This window comes from Polaribacter aestuariivivens (assembly GCF_005885675.1).
Classification (GTDB): domain Bacteria; phylum Bacteroidota; class Bacteroidia; order Flavobacteriales; family Flavobacteriaceae; genus Polaribacter; species Polaribacter aestuariivivens.
The window spans coordinates 146,811-160,445 of sequence record NZ_VANR01000003.1 but is presented as its reverse complement, the minus strand read 5'-3'; the positions used below and the strand labels follow the sequence as shown (position 1 = coordinate 160,445).

The following is a 13,635-nucleotide window of genomic DNA, read 5'->3' as shown; positions in this document are numbered from 1 at the left end:
AAAATCTTGAAAAAAATTTTTAATAACCCCTAAAAAATGAAATTAAAATTAACAACTTATCGAACACTGAGTGGTATTAAAAAAATTTTTGAACTTCCCAAAAGACAAAAAGCACAGTGGATTGTTTACCAAGATGATAAACCTAAATTTTTTGTAGATTGTTTTAAATTAGATATAGAATCTAATGCAATGATGAACAATTTAGTGTTGTGTAACAAAATGCCAATTGAAGATGTTTTAGAGCTTATTAATAAACGGAATAACATTAACTTATCGGTTCCTATAATTTCTAGAATTGGTCTTAAAAAAGAAATTGATTCTATTTCTACAGAAGTAGATTTAAAACCAATTCCAGAAAAGTGGTTGGATTATTCTTTGTAAATTTTTACGATTAATTCACCTTTATCGTTCATAGAAGCTCTATACATTCCAGCAGTGTTAAATTCGAAAGACATATTACCATTTTTGTCTAAAGCTACAACACCACCAGTTCCACCAAGTTGTGTTAATTTGTTTTGAATTACATCTTTGGTAGCTTCTTTTAATGTTTTTTCCTGATATTCCATTTGAGCTGAAATGTCATAAGCTACTTGACTTCTAATAAAATATTCACCCCAACCTGTTGAGGAAACTCCACAGGTTTTATTATTTGCGTATGTTCCAGAGCCAATAATTGGAGCATCTCCAATTCTTCCCCAACGTTTGTTGGTCATTCCTCCTGTTGAAGTTCCAGCAGCAATATTTCCATATTTGTCTAAAGCAACACAACCTACAGTTCCAAATTTGCTGTTTTTGATATCAGCATCATAAAAAGCCGCTTTTTTATCATCGTGATCTAACTGTGTTTTTGCTCTATTTTTAATTCTTTGTAAAGATTGAAAACGATTTTCTGTATAAAAATAACTTGGATCTACAATTTCTAAACCTTTCTCTTTTGCAAAATTAGAAGCTCCTGTTCCTGAAAGCATTACATGATCAGAGTCTGTCATAATTTTAATTGCCAATTCAATAGGACTTTTTACATCTTTTACACCAGCAACAGCACCTGCATTTAATGTTTTTCCGTCCATAAAAGAAGCATCTAATTCGTTGGTTTCTTCATGTGTAAAAACGGCACCTTTACCAGCATTAAATAGTGGTGATTCTTCCATCACCTGGATGGTTTTCATTACTGCTTCTTGACTTGTTCCTCCATTTTTTAAAATAGTATGACCAACTTTTATAGCTTCTTCTAACTTTGTTTTGTATTCAGCTTCTTTTTCGTCAGACATGTTTTTCTTTAAAATAGTTCCAGCACCACCATGAATTATTATGGCAAATTCGTTTATTTTTTTGTTAGAATTTGTATCAACTTCAATAACCGATTCTTTTTTAGAATTAAGATTACAACCTAAAAACAAAGCTGTTGATAATAGTAAAAATGCTAGTTTTCTCATCTTATTATAAATTATAAATAATGGTAAATTTAAGAATCTTTTAAATTACAAACTCTATAAAGTCTGTTAATAATCTAAATGAATTCAATTTTAGTCTAACTTAATTAAAAAATTTTGTTGATTTATTTAGTTTTTATAGTATTATTAAAATTTTAAAAAATGAAAAAATATACTTTTCTTTTTAGTCTGTTTGTAACATCAATTATTTTCTCGCAAGCAAACACGTCTAAAGATCCAAATATCATATTTTTTATTGTTGATGATTTAGGATATTACGATTTAGCTGTTTACAATAATTTACTAGCCAATGGCTCTAAATTATACGAAACTCCCAATATAGATGCTTTGGCAAATGAAGGAGTTTTATTTACACATGGCTATGAAGCTGCTCCAAGATGCGCTGCTTCTAGAACATCTATAATGTCTGGTAAATTTGAATCTAGACCTTCTGTTTCTGGTGGTTTGTATTTACCATCAGATAATAATGCCAATGGTTATGCAGAAACTACTTTTGCTCAGGCTTTAAAAAACCAAGGTTATAAAACTTTTTTTATTGGTAAATGGCATTTGGGACACGATGAAAATCATTATCCAGATAGTTTTGGTTTCGATATTAATATTTCTGGATCAGATTTTGGTGCTCCTCCAACTTACTGGTATCCTTATACAGCTAATGGAAAAACCTTACCAGATTTAAGTACAGGTGGTTCTGCTGGAGAGTATTTAACAGACAGAATTACCATAGAAACAAATTCGTTTATAGAAAACCATATTACCAGTTCTCCAACTCAACCTTTTTTAGCAATGGTTTCTCATTATGGGGTTCATACTCCATTAGAAGCAAAAAGTACAGATGTTGCCTACTTTCAGAATAAAGTAAACAATACAACGTATATAGGCGATGCTTTTGAAAACGATTTAACTGCAAAAACCAAATTACATCAAGATAATGCAACCTATGCTGCCATGATTAAAAGTGTTGATGAAAGTTTGGGAGAAATTAGAAAAAAACTAAAAGAAAAAGGAATTGAAAACAATACCATAATTATTGTTACTTCAGATAATGGAGGTTTATCTACTACAGAAATTGGTGGAAACAGAGAATTACCAACATCTAACAGACCTTTTCGTGGAGGGAAAACTTGGCTGTATGAAGGTGGAATTCGTTTGCCATTAATTGTTTACGGACCAAAATACAGAAGTGGTGTTGTAGAAGACGAACCTGTTGTTGGAACCGACTTTTTCCCAACTATTCTAGAAATGGGGAATACTCCTTTACTACCAAATCAACATTTAGATGGAGAAAGTTTTCAAGATTTACTATTAACAACTGCAAATGGTGGAGACGCTTCTTACAGCAGAAAAAATCCGATTATTTGGGATTTTAATTTTGCAAGTAAAGGAACTGCAAACGTGAGTATGGCTGCAGCAAGACAAGGAAATTATAAATTATTAGAATACAAATACAACAATGTTTTTGAGTTGTATGATGTGGTGAACGACCCAAGTGAATCTACAGATTTAAGTGCTTCTAAACCAGCCATTGTAAAGCAATTAAAAACGGCTTTATTCAATTACAGAAGTAAAGCAGGCATTAATCATAGAGTTACAAATTCCGGACATTTAAACGAAAATAAATATTTATATGATAATATGAATGCCAAAACCGGTTCTAATATTCAGCCAGATTTAGGTTGCTCGAAACCAAACACCTCTAACAGTATTATTTACAATGCAGGTTTTGAGTGTTGGTACGATTTAGATTGGCCCATAACTGTAAACTCTACTTCAGAAGCCAATTTAGAACGTGCAAACACAACAGATGTTAGAACAGGAGATTTAGCTCTAAAAATTAATGTAATAAAAGGTGGTGGCTATGGTAAAGTTAGGGTTACAAATACACCTTATTATGATGATTTGTCTAATAGAGATATTACACTAAGTGTCTATGCAAAATCAAATAATAACAATAATATAAGGTATCAATTAAAGGTAAATTATGCAGATGGTAGTAATAAAACTATACTTGCAGATTCTTTTAAAACTAGTAATTTGTATACGAAATACACATATACTTTTACAAAATCTCAAATTACAGCAAACCCCACAGAATCTGTAGAAGTTAGGTTACAACTGGGTAAAGATACAGGTGAAATCTTTTTAGATGATTGGTCTAGCGAAGTTACTGGAGCTGCTTTAAGTGTAGAAATAGAAGAAGAATTGGCATCAATTTCTGTATATCCAAATCCAACTTCTAATTTTATAAAAATTTCTGGTCCTTTAGTGGTGCAGAAAGCTTACTTATTTGATTACACAGGAAAATTGATAAAAAAATCAATCGGCGATGTAGAAAAAATAAGTGTAAAAGAATTACCTAAAGGAGTTTATTTATTGAAAGCTTTTGTGGAGGGAAACCAATATTTTACCAAAAAGATTATTAAAGAATAAATCTTTTGTCATTTCGAGTGAAACACAGTGGAATTGAAAAATCTTACCAATTGAATTCATATCCGAGATTTCTCCACAAGGTCGAAATGACATTCTGCTATAATTCCGAGTGAAACACAATGAAATCTAGAAATCTTAAAAAGTTTTAATTATTTTGTTTAAAATTAAACAAAATATAATGTTTTTGTTTAATTTATCTGTTTGTAAAATTATTCGTAAATTCGAATTTCAATTTAAGAAATAAAAACAAACCGCAAAATGACAGATTTCGGAATTACAAAAGCCTTACAAGAGTTAGGTGTAAAAGATATAAATAACGGAACCTCTACAGGTTCAAATAATTTTTCTAATGGAGAAATTATAGAAAGTTATTCTCCTGTGGATGGAAAATTAATAGGAAAAGTAAAAACTACCACAAAAGAAGATTACGAGAACGTGATGGATGCTGCAACTTCAGCATTCAAAATTTGGCGAGATAAACCAGCTCCACAACGTGGAGAAATTGTGCGTCAATTTGGAAATAAATTAAGAGAAAAGAAAGAATCACTTGGTAAATTGGTTTCTTATGAAATGGGAAAGTCATATCAAGAAGGTTTGGGTGAAGTACAAGAAATGATAGATATCTGCGATTTTGCAGTCGGTTTATCACGCCAATTAAATGGGCAAACCATTCCGTCTGAACGTCCAGGACATGTAATGAGAGAGCAATGGCATCCAATAGGAGTTGTGGGTATAATTTCTGCATTTAATTTTCCTGTCGCTGTTTGGGCTTGGAACACAGCTTTAGCATGGATTTGTGGTGATGTTTGTGTGTGGAAAGGTTCCGAAAAAGCACCTTTATGTACTATTGCTTGTCAGAATATTATTGCAGAAATTTTAGCAGCCAATAATTTACCAGAAGGAATTTCTTGCATTATTAATGGTGATTATAAAGTGGGTGAAATGTTGACTGCAGATACTCGAATTCCGTTAGTTTCTGCTACAGGTTCTACAAGAATGGGTAGAATTGTGGGTGCAAAAGTTGCTGAACGTTTTGGAAAATCTTTATTAGAATTGGGTGGAAACAACGCCATTATTATTACACCAACTGCCGATTTAAAGGTAGTTGTTCCTGGTGCTGTTTTTGGCGCTGTTGGAACGTGTGGACAACGTTGTACCTCTACCAGAAGATTAATTATTCATGAATCTGTGTATGATAAAGTACGTGATGCCATTGTTGGTGCTTATAAACAAATTAAGATTGGAAATCCTTTAGATGAAAATAATCATGTTGGGCCATTAATAGATAAAGATGCTGTAAACACCTATTTATCTGCTATCGAAAAAGCAAAAGCGGAAGGTGGAAATGTTTTGGTTGAAGGTGGTGTTTTAGAAGGCGAAGGATACGAATCTGGTTGTTACGTAAAACCAGCGATTATTGAAGCTGAAAATCATTTTGAAATCGTGCAACACGAAACTTTTGCACCCATTTTATATTTGATGAAATACAGTGGAGATGTAGAAAACGCCATTGAAAAACAAAATGGCGTTGCACAAGGTTTATCTTCTGCAATTATGACGAATGAAATGAAAGAAGCCGAAAAATTCTTATCTTATGCAGGATCTGATTGTGGAATTGCAAACGTAAATATTGGGACTTCTGGTGCTGAAATTGGTGGTGCTTTTGGAGGCGAGAAAGAAACTGGTGGTGGACGTGAATCTGGTTCTGATGCTTGGAAAGTGTATATGAGAAGACAAACAAATACCGTAAATTATTCAGATGAATTGCCTTTAGCACAAGGAATTAAGTTTGATCTTTAAAAAAGTTAAAGTATTATTTTATTTATAAAACCTAACTCTTTCAAGTTAGGTTTTTATTTTTTAACTCACTTTAAAAACTTGAATTTCTCAAAAAAAACAGCTAACTTCGTTTAACTTCTGATATAAAACATTAAAACGTTCCATATCAATATAGTTGTAAGTAATGCGGAAAAACGAGCAAAATAGGAAATTTTCGTTCTGAAAAGCCAACCGCACAGTCAAGCACATTTCATTTTTATCGTGCCTCAAAAAATAAAAAGAGCTTGCCTTTCCCCTACGCTCATTACTATTGAATGATAATTTTTATACTCATTTAGTGAGTATTTGAAAATTGTTGACTACATTAGTTGACTGAATTAAAAAAATTCAAAATGAACCGAATAAAAGAGGTTTTAGAACAGAAAGGAATAAAACAAATCTGGTTGGCTGAACAGCTTGGAAAGAGCTACAATATGGTACACTCTTATGCCCAAAACAAAAGACAACCGAGTTTGGAGGACTTATACAAGATTGCGGAAATCTTAAATGTTGAAGTCAAAGATTTATTAATTGAAAGAACAGAACTAAATAAATGATAACAAAACAAGCATTAGGAAGTACACTTTTTGGAATGGCAGACATTCTGCGTGACAAAGTAGAAGATTATAAAGCCTACATACTTTCACTTCTCTTTTTCAAACGTCTTTCGGACAATTACGAATGGGAAACGGAAAACGAAATAAAGGAATTTGTAAAAAGAGAAGGAAGACAACCAACCGAAGCCGAAAAAAGAATAATCGTAGCTCAAAAACACGACTTCAAAATTCCAGAAGGCTGTTTTTGGAAAGATGTGCGTGATGCTTCACCTGATAAGAAAAACGAAAAACTGAACAAAGCAGTAAACGAAATTGCAGATGCTAATGTTGACCGACAAGGAAAAGCAGTTTTAAAAGGTGTCATTAACACAGTTCGCTGGAACGAACCAGCACCTGACGGTTCTGGTAGTAAAAAGTTAAGTCCACAGGTTTTGACTTCTTTGGTTAGTTATTTAGATGCTGTGGATTTAAGCAACAAAAATGCTTCTGTTGATGTTTTGGGTGATGCTTATGAATATTTAATAAAGCGATTTGCAGACGAAAATAAAGGCGGAACAACCGCTGGACAATTCTATACACCTCAAGAAGTTGTTGATGTCATTGTTCGTTATTTAAAACCACAGAAAAACACAACAGTTTACGACCCAACTTGTGGTTCTGGTGGATTCCTTATTAATGCAGCTAAATATTGTAAAACAAACTACAATAATTCAAAAGCAATTCGCTTATTTGGACAAGAAGATGTTTGGAACACTTGGGCGATTGCCAATATTAATATGATTCTTCACGGATTGGATGCTCGAATAGAAAAAGGCGATACTATTCTCGACCCAAAATTTGTAGAAGAAGACAACGAGCTTGAAATCAAACAATTTGATTTAGCAATGGCTAATTTTCCATTTTCACAGGAAAACTGGTGGAAAAACGGAGAGCCAAAAAGAGATAAAAAAGGAAAAGTAGTTAACAAAAAAGATGGTTCACCACAATTGGTTTATCCTAAAGATGGTATGAATGACCCTTATGGTCGTTTAATTTATGGACAACCACCATTTTCTAATGGAGATTTTGCCTTTTTACAACACATTGTTGCATCAATAAAAGATGATGGAAAAGCAGGAGTTGTTTGCCCGCAAGGTGTTTTGTTTAGAGGGCAACCTGAAAAAACCGAAGAAGAAGATGGACAAAACCGAAAAGCAGATGATGAGTATTTAATCCGAAGAGGTTTTTTACAAGGTAAAGTTGACCACAATGGCGAGTTTGCCGAAATGCACAATATTATTGATGCTATTGTAGTATTACCTGGTAATTTGTTTTATGGTACCACAATTCCTGGCGCTATTCTATTTATTAATAAAAACAAACCAGAAGAACGCAAAGACAAAGTACTTATGGTTTATGCTGCCAAGGAAGGTTGGTACAAAGAAGAACCAAATATGAATGTGCTTTTACCTCATGATATTCTACGTATTTCTACCATTTTAGAAAGTTGGGGAGATTTGGAAACTGCCAAAACTTGGATTGATTCACAAAAGACAAGATTAAAATTTATTATACAAGAAGATTTGGATTTTAAACTTTCAGAAATTGATGAATATTATAAAGAGGATATTGAAACAGCAGAGGCAAAATTGTTAAAAGCTAAAAAAGTAATTACAGCCCGTGAAGCAGCTAATAAGAAACCCACCAAAGGGCAAGAGAAGGCTGTGGTTACAGCTCAAACAGCTTTAGACAAATTAACTACGGAAAAAGATAACAAAATTAACGCAGTCCACGAGCAAGCCGAAAAAGAACGACACGCCATTGATGATGTAGAACAAGAATTGATTACAATGTTGCAAGACCCAGAGTTACGCAAACGCTACTTTTCTATTGCAGATATGGAAGAATTAGAAGAAAACGAGTTTAACCTAAACATACCTCGCTATGTAGACACCTTTGAACCTGAAGAAGAGATTGACCTGAAAGAAGCCATTACCGAGTTTCAAGCTACTATTGACAAAGAAAACGATTTGGACAAGTCTATTAATGAACTTTTAAAAGTGTTGGTTTAATGGATTGGAAAAGGACAAAACTGAAAGATTTGGGTTGGCTGCGCAGTGCAGGTGTAAACAAATTATCAGATTCAAATCATAAAGAAGTTCAGCTACTGAACTATATGGATGTGTATAGAAATCAAAAAATCACCAATAAGATTGATTTTCAAAGTGTCACAGCTAAAGAATCTGAAATTAAAAATGCCAATTTAGAAGTTGGAGATATACTTTTTACACCTTCTTCTGAAAAGCCAACAGATATTGGTCACGCAGGAATTGTCATTGAAGATTTACCAAATACAGTGTATAGCTATCATTTAGTTAGATTTAGACCTGACAATCCACAATTTTTTAACCTTCATTTTTTGGCTTATGCTTTAAATTCTTTTAATTCAGAAAAGCATTTTATTAGTCGGGCAACAGGTACTACACGATATACACTTTCTAAAAGCGATTTTAAAAGTTTGGAATTTGAATATCCAGAAAATCCAGCCGAACAAATCGCCATAGCCACCATACTTTCCAAAGTTGATGAAGCCATAGTCAGTACAAAAAATAGCATAAAAGCAGCCGAAAAATTCAAAAAAGCTTTAATGCAAAATCTATTGACTGGTAAACTCAAACCAGATGGTATTTGGCGTACAGAAGATGAGTTGATGGACACAAAATATGGATATGCTTCTAAAGATTGGAAGTATTGTAAAATTAAAGACCTAATTAAGGAAGATTACATCACAAAAGTTCAAGACGGTAATCACGGAGAATCTCATCCAGTTTCAGCAGAATTTGTAGAAGAAGGTATTCCATTTGTGATGGCAAGTGATATTTCAAAAGGCTTTGTTGATACAGAAAACTGCAAAAAAATAACTAAAAAAAGAGCTGATAAATTGAGGATTGGATTTTCAATTAAAGGAGATGTCTTGCTTTCACACAAAGCTTCAGTTGGTTACACTTGTATTGTTGAAGAAGCTGACCCTTACATAATGTTAACACCTCAAGTTACAATGTATCGTGTAGACCCACAAAAACTAATTCCTGAATATCTACTTTACTTTTTTCAATTGTATACCTTTCAAATTATTCTTGAAGGTAATGCAAAACAATCTACACGGAATTACATAGGAATTACAAATCAGAAAAAAATGTGGATTTATTTACCTAAAACTACAGAAGAACAAGAGGCTTTGATTAAACCAATAAGGAAAGTAGATAAGGAGATAATCAATAAAGAAATTAAGATTCAAAAACTTCAACGATTAAAAAAAGCCTTAATGCAAAATTTGCTAACGGGTAAAGTTCGTTTGCCAAAAGAATTTATTGCACAGTTTGAAGATGAAATTGAAGTAACCAATACAACTACAACAGCACAATAATATGGGACATTTATCAGAACTAAAAGGTGTAGAAAAACCAATTACCGAATGGTTAAGTAAAATGGGTTGGTCATTCAAAAGTAAAGATGATTTAAAAACCTATGAACGTCCTTTTTCAAAACCCATTATTGAACAAATATTGGTAGAAAAAACAGCTTTAATAAATAATATAAGCGAAGAAGTTGCACAACACGCAGTTGAAATGCTGATGCAAAACTTAAACAACCCAATTCCTATTCTTGGAAATGAAGCATTTTTAGACAAATTGGTTTCAGGTGTTACGCTTTCGGTAAAAGACAAAGACATTGATGTACTTTTTATCGACTTTGAAAACATTTGGGAAAACGATTTTATTGTAACCAATCAGTTTTGGGTACAAGGTTACAAAATGGTAAAAACTGATATTGTCTTGTTAGTAAACGGTGTTCCGTTAGTACCCATAGAAGCCAAACAAAGAGCTAGAAAAGGCACAAATTGGATGGAAGGTGTTCGCCAATTTTCAACTTACGACCAAAGAGCCGATAAATTATATATGTGTCATTGTTTTGGTGTGGCTTGTAATGGTAGAATTACGAAATATGGAATTCCTGGAGCTTCATCTTCTTATTTCAACGAGTGGAAAAACACCTTGTTAGATGTAAGTCAACCCAATCCAATTTTAGAACCTACAAATGACCTTTGTCCAACCTATCAAGATAAAAAAGATGGACTTTGGAATTTTGATGTTGACCGCTTACCAAATGGAGAAGTATTGGAGAGAATGAAACTCGGTATCATTGGCTTATTGCAACCAGCAAGAGTGTTGGATATTTTAAAACACTTTTTAGTTTTTGAACGAGAAGAAGGAAAAATTGTAAAAAAAGTAGCTCGTTATCAACAATTACGAGCAGCCAATAAAATTGCAGATAGAGTTATAAAAGGCGATTTAGACCAAGGTGTAATTTGGCATACACAAGGTTCTGGAAAGAGTTTAACAATGCTTTACACAGCATACAAACTTCGCCAAAGTAAAGAACTAAAAGACCCAACCATTTACATTGTGGTTGACCGTAAAGATTTGCGAGAACAAATTGGAGGAACCTTTGACGATTGCGAATTTCCAAATGCGAGACCAGTAAATAATATTGGCGATTTAAAACACATTATTAAAACTTCACCTTCAGGTGTATTTATAACTACAGTTCAAAAATTTGATGAATTAGGAGACCGACAAGATTTGAGAGACAATGTAATTGTTTTAATTGACGAAGCACATAGAACACAATACGGCAATTATCAAATGGAATTGCAAGCAGTTTTACCTAACGCTAAACGATTCGCATTTACAGGAACACCAATTCCAAAAACACACCAAGAATTTGGAATAGTTGACCAACACAAAGGAAAACACGAATATTATTTAGATAAATACAGCATTCAAGATGCAATTGATGATGGAGCTACAAAACCAATTCGCTACACTTTTGGGCCAACAGAATGGTTTTTAGACAAGGAAAAATTAAAAGAAGGTTACGAAGAAATCACAGCAGAACTTACAGAAGATGAAAAGAAAGCTGTTGAAAGAAGAGTTTCAGCTTGGAAAGTCTTTTTAAAGCATCCTGAACGAGTGGAAACACTTGCTAAAGACATTGCAACGGATTTCAAAGAAATGCTCGAACCACAAGGCTATAAAGCTCAAATAGTAGCTTGTGACAAAGAAGCTTGTGTCTTGTATTATAATGAACTGATGAACTATTTCGACCGTTCAGAAATAGCCATAATATTCTCAACTGGACATTACGAAGAAGCAGAAAAATACGAACTCTACAAAGACCATTATAAAGAAGATAAGGAACGTAAAAAACTAATCAAACAGTTCAAGAAAAGAATTACAGAAGAAGAACAAAAAATGGGTAACAACCTAAAAATCTTCATTGTCTGTAATATGCTTTTAACTGGTTTTGATGCACCAATTGAACAAACAATGTATTTGGACAGTCCTTTACGTCACCATAATCTTTTACAGGCAGTAGCAAGAACCAACAGACCTTATGATGATAAAGTAACCAAGCTATCGAAAGAATTTGGACGAATAGTTGATTATGTTGGAGTTTTTCAAAATTACAAGGAAGCATTGAATTACGACCCAGAGGATATTGGTGAATTTGAAGATGTAGAAAGCTTGGTAAAAACATTCCCTAAAGTTTTAGATGAAGCGTTTAAACCTTTTGAAAACATTAAACTGGAAGACAGTTACGAATGTACAATGGCAATCGTTAGAAAGCTATCGGAAATTGACCACGGAAAATTTGAAAATGAATTTAGAGAAGTGATTCAACTTTGGGAATCTATTTCGCCTCATCCAGCATTACGTGAATCAAAAATAAAATACTTGTGGCTGAATGAGATTTATGAAATCTATTTAGAAGAATTTAAACGATTAGATTTTGATGCAGAAATCTATGCAGCCAAAACACGAAAATTAATTCAAGAAACTTCAAAACTGCTAAATTTCAAAGGGCATTTGCCTGAAATTTCAATTGATTCAGATTATTTAAATAAACTGAAAGAAATCAAGCTTGACCCTTCTGATAAAGCAGAAAAAATCATACGAGATATTGAAACCGTTATACGTAAGAATGAAGTAAATAGTGCCATTTATGTTGAGTTTCAAAATCGTTTGGATGATTTAATAAAACAAAAGCAAGAAGAAAGTCTTGCGATTGAAGAAATCTTAAACCAATTAGGACACCTTTATTCAGAATTAGATGAAATTGCTTCGCTTCCAGAAAGAATGGGATTTCCAGACAAAGGAAGTTTTGAGTTTTTTACAATCATAAAGAATATTTCAGGAGAATCGTTTAACGAAGAACTTGTTAGAGAGTTTTCATTTGAAGCAGCAGAAAAAATAAAAGCCAAAATTTACAATGGTTGGCAAGAAGTTCCGAGAGAATTTGACCGTTTGAAATATGAAATTTTACTCTTGTCTGTAAATCCAAAATTTGAGGAATTAAAGATTGATGGAAATGAAGAATTGATGGAGCGAATTATGAAAGCTGTTTTACAGAATTATAAATTAAGTTAATGGAGTTACCTGATAACTACATATTAATCCGCAAGGAAGTAAAACACGCTCGTCTTCGAGTAAGTGAAGATGGGAAAGTACGCATAATTGCACCACCAGACTTTTCAGAGGAAGACATCAATTCAATGTTGAAGAAAAAAAACAGATGGATTGATAAAAACCTAAAGTATTTTGACGGAATGTCCTCAATTGAATTAAAGCGAAATCAATTATTGCTTTTCGGAAATAGATACGCTTATTTTTATGATACTACGTATTCACAAAAGGTTACAGTTGACCACGAACACAAAACAATAAATTCAAAAAGAGATTTACTTGACCCAAAAGTTCAGGAAAAATGGTATCGGAAAGTTGCTAAAAAACATTTAACAAAACGGACAAACCAACTTGCGGAAAACTTGAATTTTAAGCACAATAGAATATTCATTCGAGTATCCAGAACGAAATGGGGAAATTGTTCAAGAGACAAGAATATTTCATTGAACTGGAAATTGATAAAAGCACCTCAATATGTGATTGACTATATCATAATTCACGAATTAATGCATACTGTGGTTATGAATCACACACATAAATTTTGGACTTTAATGAAATCATATTATCCGAATTATAAAGAATCGGTAAAATGGTTAGAAAAATATGGAAATAGTTTATGAAAAGCCAACGCTCAAAGCCATACACATTCGCAATTCGCTACAGCCAACGCTACGCCAAAAATTGCAAAAGAGTATGTCTTGCCAACGCTCAAATTTGAACTAAATAAGAAACATCGGAAAACCAAGCAGAACGTGAAAAGCACTACTTACAACAACGTGTATAAAACATAGCTATTATAGGCTTTTCGAGAGGTTTGTGTATATTTACAAAGTACGCCAAATTTTTTATTTGGTTATATTTATAAAAGAA

9 protein-coding genes are annotated in these 13,635 nt (G+C 32.9%); 8 read left to right on the top strand and 1 reads right to left on the bottom strand.

The genetic code is table 11. The annotated features are described in order from the left end of the window. The first annotated feature begins 36 nt into the window (after positions 1–36). Positions 37–381: a hypothetical protein gene (locus tag FDT66_RS06755; protein WP_138535409.1), complete on the top strand. Its 345-nt coding sequence runs from the start codon at positions 37–39 to the stop codon at positions 379–381. Here the strand turns inward: FDT66_RS06755 and FDT66_RS06750 are convergent. Beyond that, entirely contained in the window at positions 369–1,436 is a 1,068-nt protein-coding gene (locus FDT66_RS06750; protein ID WP_138535408.1) for an isoaspartyl peptidase/L-asparaginase family protein, read from the bottom strand. The genes FDT66_RS06755 and FDT66_RS06750 overlap by 13 nt on opposite strands. 159 nt (positions 1,437–1,595) lie before the next feature. Here FDT66_RS06750 and FDT66_RS06745 point away from each other — a divergent pair, with 159 nt between their 5' ends. The 7 genes from FDT66_RS06745 to FDT66_RS06715 all read left to right on the top strand — a co-directional run bounded on the left by FDT66_RS06745 (position 1,596) and on the right by FDT66_RS06715 (position 13,385). Continuing rightward, positions 1,596–3,884: a sulfatase-like hydrolase/transferase gene (locus tag FDT66_RS06745; RefSeq protein WP_138535407.1), complete on the top strand. Its 2,289-nt coding sequence runs from the start codon at positions 1,596–1,598 to the stop codon at positions 3,882–3,884. A 258-nt stretch (positions 3,885–4,142) separates the two neighbouring features. Then, positions 4,143–5,684 carry an L-piperidine-6-carboxylate dehydrogenase gene (gene amaB, locus FDT66_RS06740; RefSeq protein ID WP_138535406.1) on the top strand — a complete coding sequence of 514 codons (1,542 nt, stop codon included), beginning with the start codon at positions 4,143–4,145 and terminating at the stop codon, positions 5,682–5,684. 371 nt (positions 5,685–6,055) lie between these two features. After that, on the top strand, positions 6,056–6,259 hold the full coding sequence (locus FDT66_RS06735; protein WP_138535405.1) for a helix-turn-helix domain-containing protein: 204 nt from the start codon (positions 6,056–6,058) through the stop codon (positions 6,257–6,259). Then, positions 6,256–8,310 carry a type I restriction-modification system subunit M gene (locus FDT66_RS06730; protein ID WP_138535404.1) on the top strand — a complete coding sequence of 685 codons (2,055 nt, stop codon included), beginning with the start codon at positions 6,256–6,258 and terminating at the stop codon, positions 8,308–8,310. The genes FDT66_RS06735 and FDT66_RS06730 overlap by 4 nt, the downstream gene beginning before the upstream one ends. Continuing rightward, entirely contained in the window at positions 8,310–9,665 is a 1,356-nt protein-coding gene (locus FDT66_RS06725; protein ID WP_138535403.1) for a restriction endonuclease subunit S domain-containing protein, read from the top strand. Before FDT66_RS06730 ends, FDT66_RS06725 begins: the two co-directional genes overlap by 1 nt. Before the next feature lies 1 nt (position 9,666). After that, positions 9,667–12,729, top strand: coding sequence for a type I restriction endonuclease subunit R (locus tag FDT66_RS06720; RefSeq protein ID WP_138535402.1), 3,063 nt, complete (start codon positions 9,667–9,669; stop codon positions 12,727–12,729). Continuing rightward, positions 12,729–13,385 (top strand): M48 family metallopeptidase, encoded by a 657-nt coding sequence (locus tag FDT66_RS06715; protein WP_138535401.1) that lies wholly within the window; start codon positions 12,729–12,731, stop codon positions 13,383–13,385. Before FDT66_RS06720 ends, FDT66_RS06715 begins: the two co-directional genes overlap by 1 nt. Positions 13,386–13,635 lie beyond the last annotated feature (250 nt).